At 66.0% G+C, this 15,768-nt stretch carries 14 protein-coding genes; 2 read left to right on the plus strand and 12 right to left on the minus strand.

The annotated features are described in order from the left end of the window. Position 1 precedes the first annotated feature (1 nt). The 3 genes from VN634_00560 to VN634_00570 all read right to left on the minus strand — a co-directional run bounded on the left by VN634_00560 (position 2) and on the right by VN634_00570 (position 2,389). On the minus strand, positions 2–847 hold the full coding sequence (locus tag VN634_00560) for a hypothetical protein (protein ID HXC49346.1): 846 nt from the start codon (positions 845–847) through the stop codon (positions 2–4). Further along, positions 844–1,458, minus strand: a complete 615-nt coding sequence (locus VN634_00565; protein HXC49347.1) for a YceI family protein — start codon at positions 1,456–1,458, stop codon at positions 844–846. Before VN634_00565 ends, VN634_00560 begins: the two co-directional genes overlap by 4 nt. Before the next feature lie 115 nt (positions 1,459–1,573). Continuing rightward, on the minus strand, positions 1,574–2,389 hold the full coding sequence (locus VN634_00570; GenBank protein ID HXC49348.1) for a helix-turn-helix transcriptional regulator: 816 nt from the start codon (positions 2,387–2,389) through the stop codon (positions 1,574–1,576). Positions 2,390–2,513: 124 nt separating this feature from the next. Between VN634_00570 and VN634_00575 the strand changes: the two genes are divergently transcribed. Then, on the plus strand, positions 2,514–3,113 hold the full coding sequence (locus VN634_00575) for a class I SAM-dependent methyltransferase (protein ID HXC49349.1): 600 nt from the start codon (positions 2,514–2,516) through the stop codon (positions 3,111–3,113). Positions 3,114–3,228: 115 nt separating this feature from the next. Then, positions 3,229–3,732, plus strand: coding sequence for a hypothetical protein (locus VN634_00580; protein ID HXC49350.1), 504 nt, complete (start codon positions 3,229–3,231; stop codon positions 3,730–3,732). Between the two features lie 23 nt (positions 3,733–3,755). Here the strand turns inward: VN634_00580 and VN634_00585 are convergent, their stop codons facing one another. The 9 genes from VN634_00585 to VN634_00625 all read right to left on the minus strand — a co-directional run bounded on the left by VN634_00585 (position 3,756) and on the right by VN634_00625 (position 15,657). After that, the gene (locus VN634_00585; GenBank protein HXC49351.1) at positions 3,756–4,400 is read right to left on the minus strand and encodes an AAA family ATPase; all 645 of its coding nucleotides are present in this window, start codon (positions 4,398–4,400) and stop codon (positions 3,756–3,758) included. Next, positions 4,400–4,771 (minus strand): type II toxin-antitoxin system prevent-host-death family antitoxin, encoded by a 372-nt coding sequence (locus VN634_00590; protein ID HXC49352.1) that lies wholly within the window; start codon positions 4,769–4,771, stop codon positions 4,400–4,402. Before VN634_00590 ends, VN634_00585 begins: the two co-directional genes overlap by 1 nt. A gap of 72 nt (positions 4,772–4,843) precedes the next feature. Beyond that, complete coding sequence (gene carB / locus VN634_00595; GenBank protein ID HXC49353.1) at positions 4,844–8,059, minus strand: carbamoyl-phosphate synthase large subunit; 3,216 nt, start codon at positions 8,057–8,059, stop codon at positions 4,844–4,846. A 6-nt stretch (positions 8,060–8,065) separates the two neighbouring features. Then, entirely contained in the window at positions 8,066–9,238 is a 1,173-nt protein-coding gene (gene carA / locus VN634_00600; protein HXC49354.1) for a glutamine-hydrolyzing carbamoyl-phosphate synthase small subunit, read from the minus strand. Beyond that, a complete protein-coding gene (locus tag VN634_00605; GenBank protein ID HXC49355.1) occupies positions 9,235–10,668 on the minus strand; it encodes a dihydroorotase in 1,434 nt (477 codons plus the stop codon). The genes carA and VN634_00605 overlap by 4 nt, the downstream gene beginning before the upstream one ends. 43 nt (positions 10,669–10,711) lie before the next feature. Beyond that, positions 10,712–11,755, minus strand: coding sequence for an aspartate carbamoyltransferase catalytic subunit (locus tag VN634_00610; GenBank protein HXC49356.1), 1,044 nt, complete (start codon positions 11,753–11,755; stop codon positions 10,712–10,714). After that, positions 11,742–12,293 (minus strand): bifunctional pyr operon transcriptional regulator/uracil phosphoribosyltransferase PyrR, encoded by a 552-nt coding sequence (gene pyrR / locus VN634_00615; protein HXC49357.1) that lies wholly within the window; start codon positions 12,291–12,293, stop codon positions 11,742–11,744. Before pyrR ends, VN634_00610 begins: the two co-directional genes overlap by 14 nt. 278 nt (positions 12,294–12,571) lie before the next feature. Then, positions 12,572–14,155 carry an ATP-binding protein gene (locus tag VN634_00620; GenBank protein HXC49358.1) on the minus strand — a complete coding sequence of 528 codons (1,584 nt, stop codon included), beginning with the start codon at positions 14,153–14,155 and terminating at the stop codon, positions 12,572–12,574. Beyond that, positions 14,152–15,657, minus strand: coding sequence for an ATPase domain-containing protein (locus VN634_00625; GenBank protein ID HXC49359.1), 1,506 nt, complete (start codon positions 15,655–15,657; stop codon positions 14,152–14,154). The genes VN634_00620 and VN634_00625 overlap by 4 nt, the downstream gene beginning before the upstream one ends. Between the last annotated feature and the right edge of the window lie 111 nt (positions 15,658–15,768).

The following is a 15,768-nucleotide window of genomic DNA, read 5'->3' on the forward strand; positions in this document are numbered from 1 at the left end:
GTCAAGCCCGCGTTCGCGCCGCAACCGTGGTTGCGAGAGCCGAAGGACAGGTTGCATTGGTGGAGGTCTCCGGCCGCGCGAGCGACGTCAGATCCGCCGGCTTCCGACGCGGAATCCAGTACGGGACGAGCGTGCGGTAATGCGCGAAACTCTCACCGTACTGCGCCGAGTAACGCCTCTCTTTGTGCTTCGGTGCGAGCATGCAGTACGCGGACCATGCGATCGCGACCAGCACGTGATCGGCGGTCCAGACCGGCCCGGACCAGAGAATGAGCGCGAACGCGACGTAAATCGGCTGGCGTACCCATCGGAACGTTCCGCGTGGCTCGAATCCGCGATACGTCGGTCGCCTGCCGCGAATGACCGATCCCCAGCCGAGATAACCGGTCTGCACGCCGAGACCCGCGTCGGCCATGGTCTTGAGAAGCAGCAGCCACGCGAAGCCGTAGACTGCACACGCAAGACCAAGCGCCATGCCGTCCGGATGCCAGCTCCATTCGCCGAACGGTGACCAGAGAACGAACGTCATCAGAAGCTGGAGCGACGCAATCATCGCATACGTGGTCGTACCGAGCGCGGATCCGAGACCGAGCGGAGCCATTCTCGCGAGCCAGCCGCGACCGCGTTTGGAGAGCAGCAGCGAGTGAGCGATCGGAAACTGCGCGAGCAGGAGAAAGTCGGCTGCCGCTGCCGGCCAACCGCGGAACGGACCGAGCCCGAAGCGCATTCCCGACCCGAGCCCGACGAACATCGCGAGAACACCGGCGCCGAACGACAGATGGCAGAGGATTCCCCACGTGAGCGCGACGCGGCGCTGGCCGCGGGTGAACCCGGCAGGTTCGTTCACGATGCCTCCTTTGGCGCGTCCTGGGGGCTATTCGCTGCGGCAGACGGCTCGCGCAGGATCGCAGCGTCTTCGACGGCCACATGAGCCGTCACCTCGACCTCGTCGGCCACCCGGATCAGCCCGAGCACTGTCGGTGCGCTCAAGCCGAATCGCTCGAGCGAAACCGTCGCGGTCAGATCGAAGGACACGTCCGAGTCGTTCTCCCGCCAGTTGTTCAGGCTCGCGACGAACTCCCGGCTTTTGCCGGCAATGGTCAGCGTGCCCGCAATTTCCGCTTTCCGTTTGACGTCCTGCGGATCGAACTCGCGCAGCGCAACGCGGATATCGGGAGAATGCTCGGCATCGAACATCTCGCGCATCTTTGCGTCGCGCGATTCGTTCGACGTGGTCATGCTCGCAACCGGAACCGACAGATCCGCGTCCCACTTGCCCGGTGATGCCGTCGACGGCTGCAGCCGTGTCGTGATCGGAGGGATGCTGCCCTCGAATCCGTGCAGCGACGATGTCCCGGAAAACGCAATGACGCATGTGGCCTTCGGCTGGTCCGCCGCGGCGGCCGCAGTCGCGCCGGAAACCATCAACAGGAAAGTAAGCACCCCCGAAATTCGCATGCCCGTCGATACGCAGCAGAGACGCAGTCTTCAAGAGACGATTCGAATAAAGAAAAATCTTTTGACGAACAGCGTCACAAAGCGCGCAAGAACTTGCACGCCGGAGGTGAGTCTTTCAGTCGCGGGTGCTCGCAACCGCATCGGCAGCGCTCGCCGCATCCACGGCGAAGTAGCGGCCGGGCGTGACGCCGAAGCTCTCGCGAAACAGCTTCACGAACGCGCTCGTGCTCGAGTACCCGGCTTCGAGCGCAACGGTCGTCACCGGCTCGCCGACTCCGAGCCGCTCGAGCGCGCGCAGCAGCCTTACCTGTTGCCGCCAGCGCACGAACGTCATGCCGGTCTCGTTCGGAAACAGCCGCGCCAGCGTGCGTTCGCCGACGCCCGCAAAGCTCGCCCACGCGGCCAGATCGCGATTGTCGGACGGATCGGCGAGGACCGCATCAGCGATCCGGCGCAGCCGCGGGTCATGCGGCATCGGCACTTCCAGCGGATTGACGGGAGACTCGCAGAGCTCATCCAGCAGCACGCCGACGATCCGGTCGCGCTGCGAGGGCTCGATCTTCTCGTCCGACGCATCGCTCTCGTCGATCCGCACGATCCGGAGGATCAGCTCGCGCAGCAGCGGAGAGACGCCGAGCACCGCGCAGCGCGCGGGGGCGTTCGCCTGCGCGAGCGCAGCCGCATCGAAATAGACGGTACGCATCTGCACGCGTCCGGTCATGCGGATCGAATGCACGACCCCCGGCGGAACCCACAGCGCGCGCAGCGGCGGAACGACCCACAGACCTTCGTCGGTCTCCACCGTCATCACGCCTTCGACGGCATAGACGAGCTGCGCGCGGCGATGTCGGTGGCGCCCGAGGCGATGACCGCTTTCAAAATCGGCCGCAACGCCGGAGACGACGTCCGACTCGTCGCCGGAGGCCACCACCGGGGCTTCCTTGCGGTCGGCCCCGGGCGGTTCCGCGCTTTCGTGCGCGCTTTGGCGAGATTGCGACATCGATCGGCAGCATAGGGCAAGACGTGCCGACGGCAAGCGCGATAGCGTAGCGACCATGGCCATCCTGAACATGAACCGCATTCACCGCTGGTACTGCAGATCCTCGCACTGGCGCCGCACGGTCCGTGAGCGGCTGCTGCCGTGGGCGCTCGCGGGGGTCGAGCTCGGCGACCGACTGCTCGAGCTCGGACCCGGGCCGGGCCTGACGACCGACGTGCTGCGCACGCGTGTTCCGGCAATGACCGCCGTGGAGATCGATCGCGATCTCGCCGATTCGCTGACCCGCCGCATGGCCGGGGCCAACGTGACCGTGATCCACGGCGACGCGACGCAGCTGCCGCTGCCGGACGCGTCGATGTCGGCGGTGGTCTGTTTCACGATGCTGCATCACGTGCCGTCACCGGCCTTGCAGGATCGCCTGCTTGCCGAAGTCGCGCGCGTGCTCGCTCCGGGAGGGTGCTTCGCAGGTTCCGACAGCACGACGAGCTGGTTTTTCCGCCAGATCCATCGCGGCGACACGCTGGTGCCGGTGGATCCGGAAACGTTTCCGGCGCGGCTCGCCGCAGCGGGATTCGGCGACGTGCGCGTCAGCCGCGGTTCGGGAGCGTTTCGCTTCCGTGCGCGAAAGCCGCGCATCGCAGCCACGAGCGCCTGATCGACGCCGCCGGCATCGACAAATCGGGGACAGACCCCGATTTCCGGAAATCGGTGTCTGTCCCCGATTTCACCTTGTCGTGCGCCGCTGTGAGCCGTAGAACGCGGCGCTCGCGATGGACGACAGGACGAACACGTTCGACAAGCAGGCACTCGTCGCCGAGCTGCGTGCGCGACTCGCGCAATCGCTCGAGCGCCTGCGGGCTTCGCAGAACGAGGCGCAGTCTGCCGCCGTGCACCCCGAAGCCAGGCAGGAGCATTCCAAGGACATGCGCGCGACCGAAGCGAGTTACGTCGCGCGCGGATTGGCCGAACGCGTCGAGAAGCTTCGCGACGACGTGCTCGCCGTCGAGCGGATGCCGATGCGGGACTTCGACGCGCACGAAGCGGCGTCGTCCGGCGCAATCGTCATCGTCGTCAGCGACGACGATGTGCAATCGACGTACCTGCTGGCCCCGGCCGGCGGTGGCGAACGCCTCGTCGCGGGGCGAAGCGAAGTGCTCGTGCTGACGCTGCAGTCGCCGCTTGGCGCCGCGCTGACCGGTGTTCGATGCGGCGACATGATCACCGCCGAGCTGCCGTCCGGCCGTCATGAGCTGGAGGTCGCCGGGATTTTTTGATGCCAGTCGAAGTCGCAGTCGTTCTAGCGGACATCCGTGAGCTCGAGCGCGGCCTGGACCAGCGGCCTGGCCCAAGTCGGGACGCGCAGCAGCGCGTCTCGATCCGCCGAATCCGGCACGATGAGCTCCCCGTCGTCGATTTCCATCACGAGCACCGGGTCGGGGATGGCCGAGCCAGGCGCAACGCTGAAGCTGTTGTCGTAAACCCGAAGAAACGTCAGGTGAGGCATCAGCTCGATCAGATTGCGCTGTGAGCTGAGGTAGCGCGCGCGAATGAGAGGCTCGGGGATATCGTGGCCACCCGCGGCAACGCGAATTCGCACACGCGAGAGATGCATCTCGGGAGTCGCAAGTCCGCAGTACCACATCTCCACATCGTGCGTAGCTGTTGCCCCGAGAAGCCTTGCCGTAATCGTCTTTCCGCCCAGGGTTGTCTCGAACGCATAGCTGCGCCTGGTCGCGATCGCCGCGTCGAGACGGCGAAGGCCTTCCTGCCACGCCCTTTCGTTCGCCGCGTCCTGCGAGCAACCGGATCGGACAACGAGCTCGCGGGCGAACGTGTCGGGATTGAACCAGGTCAGTTTCTGGCGTTCGAGATGATATCCGCCGATCGAGCTCTTGCCCGCGCCGTTCACGCCGGCGAGCACGAACAGCACCGGCCGTTTCATCAGAAGCCGGTTCCGGCCTTGACCTTGCCGCCGAGCTTGACGGGCTTGCGCATTGCGGTGCGCAACCTGTCGCCCGCATCAGCCTTGAGCAGGACCTCGAGACGCTTGTCGAACGCGCGGCTCAGCGCATCGAAATCGGTTTCGATCTGACGTTCGCGACCACGGGCCGCCTCGAGCAGGGACCGATAGCGCTCTACGCCGAGGATCACTGCCTCGGGCTCGCTGTGGTTGGTGACCATGACGGCGCCCTGCTCACGCACGGTCTTCATCACGCCGCGCCAGCCGCGCTGTTTGACCTCGCTGGCCGGGATGCGCGCAGGAACTTCTACGTCACCAGGAGAGATGGGATCGGGCTGCCGGGCCGTGCTCATGACGGAAAACGTATCGGATCAAGCGGGGGAAAACTAGACTCTTTTGGTATTTTTCCCCTTTTTCCCCGGGACTCAGCTCCAGTTGCCGGCGTGGAAGTCCTGCAGCGCCGTCACCTTGACCCCATCTTTTCCCCGAAGCAGCACGCCCTCGGCGGCAGCCGCTGCGCCGGCGACCGTCGTGAAATACGGCGTGCCGGTTTCGAGCGCCGCGCGCCGCATCGAGAACGAATCCTGGATGCTTTTCTGGTCGCCGACGGTGTGCAGCACGATCTGCACCTTGCCGGCGCGGATCGCATCGACGGTGTGCGGCCCGCCTTCGTAGACCTTGTTCACGCGCGTCACTTCGAGCCCCGACTCTTCGAGCTTGCGCGCGGTGCCGTCGGTCGCCATCAGCGTCATGCCGGCTTCGATCAGGCGCCGCGAGAAGCGGCCGATGCGCTCGTGATCTTCCGGACGCACGGTCACCAGCGCGCAGCCCGAATCCGGCAGCCGGTTGCCGGCGGCCTCTTCGGCCTTTGCGAACGCGATGCCGAAACGACGGTCGATGCCCATGACTTCGCCGGTCGAGCGCATCTCCGGCCCGAGCAGCGTATCGACGCCCGGAAACTTGATGAACGGAAAGACCGCTTCCTTGACCGACGTGTACGCGGGAATGCGCTCCGACGTGAAGTCGAGCGAGCGAAGCGATTCGCCGGCCATCGCGCGCGCGGCCAGCTTGGCGAGCGGCACGCCGATGGCTTTCGATACGAACGGCACGGTGCGTGACGCGCGCGGATTGACCTCGAGCACGTAGACGAGGTCGCCGACGAGCGCGAACTGCACGTTCATGAGACCGATGACGCCAAGCTCGCGCGCCATCGCGACGGTCTGGTGGCGGATCTCGTCCTGCAGCTCGCGGCTGAGCGACCACGGCGGAAGCGAGCATGCGCTGTCGCCCGAATGCACGCCGGCCTGCTCGATGTGTTCCATGATGCCGCCGATCACGACGTCGGTGCCGTCGGAGATCGCATCGACGTCGACCTCGATCGCATGGTCGAGGAACTTGTCGATCAGGATCGGATGATCCGGGGAGCTGCGGATCGCGTTCTCCATGTAGCGTCGCAGGTGATCGAACTCGTGCACGATCTCCATCGCGCGGCCGCCGAGCACATACGAAGGACGCACCAGCACAGGCAGCCCGATGCGGCGCGCAACGTCCTCGGCTTCGGCAACGGTCCGCGCCACGCCGGCCGGCGGCTGCAGCAGGCCGAGCGTCGCGAGCACGGCGTTGAACCGCTCGCGATCCTCGGCGCGGTCGATCGCATCGGGCGAAGTTCCGATGATCGGCACGCCTTCGGCCTCGAGCGCCTTGGCCAGCTTGAGCGGCGTCTGGCCCCCGAACTGCACGATCACACCCTTCGGTTTTTCGCGCGCGACGATGGCGAGCACGTCCTCGAGCGTAAGCGGCTCGAAGTAAAGGCGGTCCGACGTGTCGTAGTCGGTCGAGACCGTCTCCGGGTTGCAGTTGACCATGATGGTCTCGAACCCGGCTTCCTTGAGGGCGAATGCGGCGTGCACGCAGCAGTAGTCGAACTCGATCCCCTGCCCGATCCGGTTCGGGCCGCCACCGAGGATGATGATCTTCTCCCGCGCCGACGGCGGCGCCTCGTCTTCCTCCTCGTACGTCGAGTACAGGTACGGAGTGTACGCGACGAATTCGGCCGCGCACGTATCGACCATCTTGTAGACGGGCTTGATGCCTTCGCTCAGCCGGCGGCGGCGTACGGACTTTTCGTCGGTCGACAGCAGGGTCGCCAGGCGGCGGTCGGAAAATCCGTACTGCTTGGCGAGCCGGAGCTCGTCGGCGGGTAGCTTGTCGATCGAGGTGCGTGCGCGCAGCTCGCCTTCCATCTCGACGATCTGCTGGATGTTGCGCAGGAACCACGGATCGATCTTCGTCGCCGCGAACAGGCGCTCGATCGTCCAGCCTTTGCGGAACGCCTCGGCCACGTACCAGAGCCGCGTCGAGTTCGGCACCGAAACCTTGGCCTCGAACTCCGCGTCGGGCAGCGCCTCGGGCGACTCGAAGCCGTAGCTTCCGGTCTCGAGCGAGCGCAGCGCTTTCTGCAGGCTTTCCTTGAACGTGCGGCCGATCGCCATCGCCTCGCCGACCGAGCGCATCTGCGATGTGAGGCGGTCCTCGGCGCCCTTGAACTTCTCGAACGTGAAGCGCGGCACCTTGGTGACGACGTAATCGATGCTCGGCTCGAAGCTCGCCGGCGTCTCGCGCGTGATGTCGTTGCGAATCTCGTCAAGTGTGTAGCCGACCGCGAGCTTGGCGGCGATCTTCGCAATCGGAAAGCCGGTCGCCTTCGACGCGAGAGCCGAGCTTCGCGACACGCGCGGATTCATCTCGATGATGACCATGCGGCCGTTGACCGGATTGACTGCGAACTGGATGTTCGAGCCGCCGGTGTCGACGCCGATCTCGCGGATGATCGCGAGCGACGCGTCGCGCATGATCTGGTATTCCTTGTCGGTCAGCGTCTGCGCCGGCGCGACGGTGATGCTGTCGCCGGTGTGCACGCCGAGCGGATCGAGGTTCTCGATCGAGCAGACGATGACGACGTTGTCCTTGCGGTCGCGCATGACCTCGAGCTCGAATTCCTTCCAGCCCTCGATCGACTCCTCGACCAGCACCTCGTGGATCGGCGACAGCTCGAGCGCCCAGGTCAGGTAGCGCTCGTACTCTTCCATCGTCTTGGCGATGTTGGCGCCCATGCCGCCGAGCGTACGCGACGGGCGGATGATGACCGGCAGGCCGATCTCGGCCGCCACCCGCCGGCCTTCTTCCATGCTGCCGACGTAACCGCTGCGCGGAAGATCGAGACCGATCGACGCCATCGCGGCCTTGAAGAGGTTCCTGTCCTCGGCCTTCTTGATGGCTTCGATGTTCGCGCCGATCAGCTGGACTCCGTACTTGTCGAGCACGCCGCGCTCGGCGATCTCGAGCGTCAGGTTGAGCGCAGTCTGTCCGCCCATGGTCGGCAGCAGCGCGTCGGGGCGCTCGGCGGCAATGACCGCGGTCAGCGCGTCGGCGGTCATCGGCTCGATGTACGTGCGGTCGGCGAAATCCGGGTCGGTCATGATGGTCGCCGGATTCGAGTTGATCAGGATGACCTTGTAGCCCTCTTCCTTGAGCGCCTTGCAGGCCTGCGTTCCCGAATAGTCGAACTCGCACGCCTGACCGATCACGATCGGCCCGGCTCCCACGATCAGAATGCTCTTGATGTCTTCGCGTTTCGGCACTTTGGTTCAGCTCGCCTGTCTCAGGGTTTTGTCGCTCAGCGCCGCGATGTTCTCGCAGCTCGCTTTCGATCTGGTCTTCATCGACTGCACGAAGCGCTCGAACAGCGCCTCGGCGTCGTGCGGACCCGGAGAGGCCTCCGGGTGGTATTGCACCGAGAAGATCGGAAGCGTCTCGTGCGCGAAGCCTTCGACGGTACGGTCGTTGAGGTTGATGTGGGTGATCTTGAGGCCCGCCGGCAGCGACTTCTCGTCGACGGCAAATCCGTGGTTCTGCGACGTGATCGACACGCGGCCGGTTTCGACTTCGAGCACCGGCTGGTTGCCGCCGTGGTGGCCGAACTTCATCTTGTAGGTCTTCGCGCCGAGCGCGAGCGCGAGGATCTGGTGGCCGAGGCAGATGCCGAACGTCGGCATCTCCTTCGCGAGCTTGCCGACGACGTCGATCGCGCCGCGCACGGCATCGGGATCACCCGGGCCGTTCGACAGGAACAGCCCGTCGACGCCGAGCGCGCGGATCTCGTCGGCGCTGGTCCCGGCCGGCACCACGACGACGCGGCATCCGTGCGCGACCAGCTTGCGCGCGATGTTGAGCTTGAGCCCGTAGTCGAACGCGGCAACCAGAGGACCCTCCGACGGACCGTCGAGATAACCCTTCTCGAGATCCCACGCTCCGCCGATCCAGCGGTACGCGGACTCGGTGGTCACGCCGGTCGCCAGATCCTGGCCGACGAGGCTCGCCCTCTCGGAGGCTTCGCGTACCAGCTGCTGCTCGTCGACGTCGCCGGTTGCGAGCACGGCCTGCTGCGCACCGTGGTCGCGGATGTGCCTGACCAGCGCGCGGGTATCGATCCACTCGATGCCGACGATGCCGTTCTCCTTCATGTAGTCGGCGAGCGAGCGCTGCGAGCGCCAGTTGCTCGGCGCGTCCCAGTGCTCCTTGACGACGAAGCCGGCGAGGTACGGCCGTTTCGACTCGACGTCCTCGGCGTTGATGCCGGTGTTTCCGATCTCGGGATACGTCATCACGACGATCTGACCGTCGTAGGACGGATCGGTCAGGATCTCCTGGTAGCCCGACAGCGAGGTGTTGAAGACGACCTCGCCGCCCACCTTCCCTTCCGCCCCGAAGCCGCGACCGCGAAAGATGCGGCCGTCCGCCAGAGCCAGCGTTGCCTTCACTTGATGTTCTCCTTCGATGCCATGTCCGACCAGACGACCGCGCCGCCGACGAGCGTGCAGATCGCTTTTCCGCTCAGCTTCCATCCGTCGAATGGAGTGTTGCGGCTCTTGGTTGCCATTGCGTCCGCGCGAAGCGTCCAGTCGCGTTCCGGATCGAAGATCACGATGTCGGCCGGCGCGCCGACGGCAAGCGTGCCTCTGCCGATGCCGAGAATCTTCGCCGGCTGCGTCGAGAGCGCATCGATCATGCGCGACAGATCGAGATAGCCGCGCCGCACCAGCTCGAGCGACAGCGGCAGCATCGTCTCCAGCCCGACGATCCCGAACGCCGCCTTGTCGAACTCGCAGACCTTCTCGTCGCGGTGGTGCGGCGCATGGTCGGTCGCGATCGCATCGATGGTGCCGTCGGCCAGGCCCCGGCGGATCGCCTCGACGTCGCTGCGGCTGCGCAGCGGCGGCTTCATCTTGGCGTTGGTGTTGTATTCCTCGACCGCGGTGTCATCGAGCATGAAGTGATGCGGTGCCGCTTCGGCGGTCACGTCGAGGCCTTCGGCTTTCGCGCGCCGCACCATGTCGACCGACTCGGCGCACGAGATGTGCGCGATGTGGAGCCGCCCGCGCGACGTGCGGACCAGCTCGATGTCGCGCGCGACCATCACCGACTCGCCGGCCGACGGCATGCCCTTCAGGCCGAGCTTCACCGAGACCGCGCCTTCGTGCATCACGGCCCCGCAACACAGGCCGGGATCTTCCTCGTGCACGATGACGGGCAGCCGGAACATGCGTGCGTACTCGAGCGCGCGCCGCATGAGCGCGCTGTCGATGACCGGCATCCCGTCGTCGGAGAACGCGACGACTCCGGCCTCGGCCATCTCGCCGAACTCCGCCATGCGCTCGCCCGCCAGGCCGACCGAGACTGCGCCGATCGGGAACACGTTGGCGAAGCCGGCCTTGCTCGCCTTCTCGAGGATGTACTGCGTGACGGCCGCGTTGTCGTTGACCGGATTGGTGTTGGCCATGCACGCGACCGACGTGACGCCGCCGGCGGCCGCGGCGCGCGCACCGGTTTCGATCGTTTCCTTGTACTCGAAGCCGGGCTCGCGAAGATGCACGTGCATGTCGACGAAGCCGGGCGCGACGATGAATCCGGTGGCGTCGAGGACCGGCGACGCTCCGGCGATGCCCGGCATTGCGAGCTGCTTCGGATCGAGCGTGCCGGCGGCACCGATCGAGTCGATGACGCCGTCGGCAACGAGCACGTCGAACAGGCCGTCGCGGCCCGAGGCCGGATCGATCACGCGCCCGCCACGGATCAGCACGTTTCTCGGCGCGTGGCTGTCGCCACGCGATGTCTGCGCGCCGCTGTCGCCACGCGACGTGGGCGCGCGGCTGGCGTTTCGCGAGGTCGCGATTCCTGTCGTCCCTGCCATTACGTTTTTCCTGCTGCTCCAATCCCGCCGATGCTGTTTTCGATCAGACCGCGCGGGCTGCGATCGCCGGCTGAGGCAGCTCTTCCGCCACCGTTGGTGCTGCCATTCGCGAGTCGGATGCCGTGACCGCCGTCTGAAGGACCTCGCTTCCGCGAATCCCGTCCGCTCCCGGCACGATCAGCTGGTAGAGCAGCGCCATGCGCAACGCGACGCCGTTTGCCACCTGGCTCATGATGACCGAATACGGCCCGTCGGCGACCTCGCTCGAAATCTCGATGCCCCTGTTGATCGGGCCCGGATGAAGGATGATCACGTCCGGGCTCGCTTTCTTGACGACGTCGGCGGTCAGGCAGTAGTAGCGCGCATATTCGTTGAGCGACGGAAAGAAATTCCCCGCCTGCCGTTCGCGCTGGATGCGCAGCATCATGATCACGTCGGCGTCACGCACGGCGTCGCCGACGTCGTAGAAGAGCTCGGCGCCGAAGTCCCGGAATTCGTCGGGCAGAAGCGTCGGCGGCCCGCAGAGGCGAACTTTCGCGCCGAGCGTGCGAAGCCCGTACAGGTTCGAGCGCGCCACTCGCGAATGCAGGATGTCGCCGACGATCGTCACGACGAGGTCTTCCCACGGCCGTTTCTTTTTCTGCCGGATCGTCAGCAGGTCGAGCAGCGCCTGCGTCGGATGCTCGTGACTGCCGTCGCCGGCGTTGATGATCGAGCAGTCGACGACGCCGGTCAGGAAGCGCGCCGCGCCCGACGCAGGATGGCGCACCACGATGCAGTCGGGCGCCATCGCCGCGAGGTTTCGCGCGGTGTCTTCGAGCGTCTCGCCCTTGGTCATGCTCGAGGAGGACGTCGAGATGTTGATCGCGTCGGCCGACATGCGTTTCGCCGCGATCTCGAACGACGTGCGCGTGCGCGTGCTGTTTTCCACGAACAGGTTGACGACGGTCTTGCCCCGAAGCGTGGGCAGCTTCTTGACTTCGCGGCGCGAGACTTCGACCAGCGATTCGGCGGTGTCGAGCAGCAGCGAGATATCCGAGGCGGAAACGTTTTCCAGTCCGAGCAGATGGCGACTAGCGAATGCCATTGGCTGCCTCCTCGACGCGAACCGCGTCCGGCGTTCCGAGCTCGGCAAGCTCGACGCGGACCTTCTGCGAACGGGACGTGGGAATGTTCTTGCCGACGTAATCGGCGCGGATCGGAAGCTCGCGATGCCCGCGGTCGACGAGGACCGCGAGCTGCACGGAGGCCGGACGGCCGAAGTCGATCAGCGCATCGAGCGCCGCGCGAATGGTTCGGCCCGTGTAGAGAACGTCGTCGACCAGCACGACTTTGCGGTCGGTCAGGTCGAACGGAATGTCGGTCGGCTCGAGGCGGGCCGTTGCGCCAAGGCGCCCGCCGTCGTCGCGGTAGAGCGTAATGTCGATCGCGCCGACGACCGGCCGGCCTTCGATGCCTTCGATGCGGGCAACGGCTTCGGCGATGCGGCGCGCCAGCGGAACGCCGTTCGTGTGAATTCCGACGAAGCGGACGTCGCGCCCGCCGCCGTTGCGCTCGACGACTTCGTGCGCGATGCGGGTCAGTGCGCGGCGGATGCCGGCCTCGTCGAGCACTTCGACCGACATCTCAACAACCCCCGGAAAAGCTGGAGATTCGGGCGAAAAAAAACCCCGGCGCCATAGCGTCGAGGTTCGCGCGTTCGGGGTCGGGCCGGCAGGCGGCCGTCGTTTTCGACTGCTTCACTCGTGTACCCTTCCCGGCCTCGCGGGGCCGGATTAAAGAGCCTGCGGTGGTCTCGCCGCCGCCGGCAGCCCGATGCTGCCGGGGCGTTGATAGAAAGAACCCTCTCTCGTGTCAACGCTGCCGGTGCGCAAGGGCGGACGGCGAGCAGACCGCGCGGGATTCAGTGCGCGAGCCGAACCGCGGCGGCCGGCTGCTCGAGCGATCGCAGCAGCGCGCCGAGCGCGTGCACATCGGCCGGTTTGATCAGGTGATAGTCGAACCCCGCCTCTTCCGAGCGGCGGCGGTCTTCTTCCTGGCCCCATCCCGTCATCGCAATCAGCGTGACGTGGTCGGTCTGATGCTTGCGGATGCGGCGCGCGACTTCGTGGCCGTCCATGTCCGGCATCCCGATGTCGAGCAGAACGACGGCAGGCTGGAACTTCGGCAGTGCTTCGATCGCGTCGGCTCCGCCGTACGCGACGAACGTTTCGACTCCGAGGTGCTCGAGCAGCGCCGCGAGGCTGTCGGCTGCATCGACGTTGTCGTCGACGACGAGCACGCGGCGGCGCATGAGTGCCTTGACGGTATCGATCTCCGGGCCCGACCGCTCGGCGGCCTCCGCGCGCGCCACCGGGAGCCGTATCGAGAACTCGCTGCCCAGACCGATTCCTGCGCTCGTCGCCGTCACGGTACCGCCGTGCATTTCGACGAGGCGTTTGACGAGCGTCAGGCCGATGCCGAGACCGCCCTGCGCGCGGATCGATCCCTGTGTGGCCTGCGTGAACAGGTCGAACACGCGCGGCAGCATCTCGCGTGATATTCCGGTCCCGTTGTCGCAGACGGAGATTTCCACTGCGTCGCCATCCTCGCGTGCACGAAGCCGGATGTGACCGCCGGCGTCGGTGTATTTGGCCGCGTTGTTCAGCAGATTCGCGAGCACCTGCGAAAGGCGGACGGGATCGGCGTCGAGAAGGATCGAGGTTTCCGGGATCTCGATGTCCAGGCGGTGGGCCGCGGCGTCGATGGCCGGCCGCGTCGCTTCGAGCGCCGCGCGCACGATCGACGAAAGCTCGACCCGTTCCTTGCGAAGGTCGATCTTGTCGCGGGTGATCCGCGAGACCTCGAGCAGGTCGTCGACCAGGCGCACCATGTGATTGACCTGGCGCTCCATCATCTCCGCGATCTCGGCGACCTCGCCGCCGCCGGCGCTCAGGTCTCTCAGGATGAAGACCGAGTTGCGGATCGGCGCGAGCGGATTGCGCAGCTCGTGCGCGAGGATCGCGAGGAACTCGTCCTTGCGCCGATCGTTGATGCGAAGAGCCTTCTCGGATTCCTCCCGGTCGGCGAGATGCTGGCGGATCTGGTACTGGCGCTGACGCGCGCGAAGCGCCGTGCGCGCTGCGCTGACGAGCGCCGCGACGCGCGTCGGCCGCTCGAGCACGGTCACGTTGCCGAGCAGCTCCATTGCACGCGCGACCGCGGCGGAATCTGCGCCGAGCCGCGCAACCACGAGCACCGGCAGATCCGACCACGGCGGCTGCTGCGCGATTCTGAGGATCAGCCGGTTGGCTTCGTCGCCGGCGAGGATTTCCTCGGGAACCAGCACGGCTCCTGCGCCTCTGTCGAGCTCCGCGCACAAAGCCGGAAGACCCGCGAAGCATCGGCAGTCGATCTGCGCCCGCTCGAAGATTCCCTCCGTGAGCTTCGCGTCCTTCTCCGTCGGAGCGAGCACCAGGATGCGAAGCTCGGGATCGGACAGTCTCACCGATCCTCTCCCGACCCGTTGTTGTCGTCCGGCCCGACCATGGCCGGAGTACCGGTGAGGATGCCGCGGAAATTCCTGAGCGGCTCGCCGATCTGAATCCCGCCGTTGCCCATTCGGAATTCGCGGATGGATCTCTCGTGCGCGCCGTCGCGCTTCTTGACGACGGAAATCGCCTGGCGCACCTCGCCGCAGGCTTCGAAGTAGCGCATCAGCACGACGGTGTCCGCAAGATAGCTGGCGTCGACGGGCGCCTGCATGTGACTGCCGATGAGTCCCTGGTGCGCGCTGATCAGAACCGTCGCGACCTGCGCCTGCCCGAGGTACGAGAGCAGCTCGTGCAGCTGCACGATCAGGAACTTTTCGCCCGGCATCGCGTTGAGATAACCGTTCAGACTGTCGATCACGACGACACAGGCCTGCCGGTCCTCGACGGCTTCACGAACGGCGTGCGTGAACTGTCCCGGTGACAGCTCGGCCGGGTCGATCTGCTGCAACGTGATCCGGCCGGCGTCGACGTGCGGCTCGAGGTCCATGCCGAGTCCGGCAGAGCGGGTCTTCAGCGTGTGCAGGCTCTCGTCGAAGATGAACATGGCCGCATGCTGCCCGCGCTCGGCAGCCATCCAGCTCAGCCGCGTCGCGACCGTCGATTTGCCGGTACCGGGCGCGCCGACGACCAGCGTGCTGGTTCCCCTTTCGACTCCACCTCCGAGAAGCTGGTCGAGCTCGACATGTCCGCTCGACAGCTTCTCCGGCGCGCGCGGCGGCCGGTGGTCCTTCGCCACCAGTCGCGGGAAGACTTCGATTCCGCCGCGCTGGATCACGTAGTCGTGGAATCCGCCGCGAAAATGCATGCCGCGATACTTGACGACTCGCAGCCGGCGCCGGTCTGCGCCGTAGTCGGGATTCATCTGCTCGAGCAGCACGACGCCGTGCGCGATGCTCTGCACCTGCAGGTCGTGATCCGTGCTCGTCATGTCGTCGAGCAGCATCACGGTGCATCGCTTGCCCGAGAAGAACTGCTTGAGCGCAAGGATCTGCCGCCGGTAGCGAAGCGGGTTTCCGGCCAGCAGCCGGAGCTCGGACAGCGAATCGAACACGGCACGTACAGGCTTGCTGCTTTCGACGTCTTCGAGGATTCGGCGCGTAGTCTCACCGAGCTCGACCTCGGACGGATGATACATCGTGTACTGCTCGTCCGGCTGCAGGCTGTCCTCGGACGGCATCATTTCGCGCACGGTGACGCCGTCGAGCGACCATCCGTGGGAGTCGGCCACGGCGTGCAGCTCCTCGGCGGATTCGGAAAGCGTCACGTAAAGCACCGGCTCGCCGCGCCTAGCCCCTTCGAGCAGGAACTGAAGAGCCAGTGTCGTCTTTCCCGATCCGGGAACTCCCTCGACCAGATAGAGCCGGTCCGGCGTCCAGCCTCCGCCGAGCACGTCGTCCAGCCCGTGGACTCCGCTTGCGGCCATTGGACGATCGCTACGCGAGGAATTGGTTGTCATTGCGAACTCCGGCTCGGACAGGTCGGGAGACTGAAGGCCCCGACTTTCATAGCCTACGATCGGGTGTCGCTCCAGACGTTTTGACCCAGGTGCTTGTCGACTTTAGCAGCC

It is taken from the genome of Candidatus Limnocylindrales bacterium (assembly GCA_035571835.1).
Lineage (GTDB): Bacteria > Desulfobacterota > Binatia > UBA1149 > CAITLU01 > DATNBU01.

Excerpts from the sequence above, each read along its gene's own strand:
- VN634_00565 (HXC49347.1), bottom strand. The coding sequence starts at position 1,458 with ATGCGAATTTCGGGGGTGCTTACTTTCCTGTTGATGGTTTCCGGCGCG.
- VN634_00575 (HXC49349.1), top strand. The coding sequence starts at position 2,514 with ATGGCCATCCTGAACATGAACCGCATTCACCGCTGGTACTGCAGATCC.
- VN634_00580 (HXC49350.1), top strand. The coding sequence starts at position 3,229 with ATGGACGACAGGACGAACACGTTCGACAAGCAGGCACTCGTCGCCGAG.
- VN634_00585 (HXC49351.1), bottom strand. The coding sequence starts at position 4,400 with ATGAAACGGCCGGTGCTGTTCGTGCTCGCCGGCGTGAACGGCGCGGGC.
- VN634_00590 (HXC49352.1), bottom strand. The coding sequence starts at position 4,771 with ATGAGCACGGCCCGGCAGCCCGATCCCATCTCTCCTGGTGACGTAGAA.
- VN634_00605 (HXC49355.1), bottom strand. The coding sequence starts at position 10,668 with ATGGCAGGGACGACAGGAATCGCGACCTCGCGAAACGCCAGCCGCGCG.
- VN634_00610 (HXC49356.1), bottom strand. The coding sequence starts at position 11,755 with ATGGCATTCGCTAGTCGCCATCTGCTCGGACTGGAAAACGTTTCCGCC.
- pyrR (HXC49357.1), bottom strand. The coding sequence starts at position 12,293 with ATGTCGGTCGAAGTGCTCGACGAGGCCGGCATCCGCCGCGCACTGACC.
- VN634_00625 (HXC49359.1), bottom strand. The coding sequence starts at position 15,657 with ATGACAACCAATTCCTCGCGTAGCGATCGTCCAATGGCCGCAAGCGGA.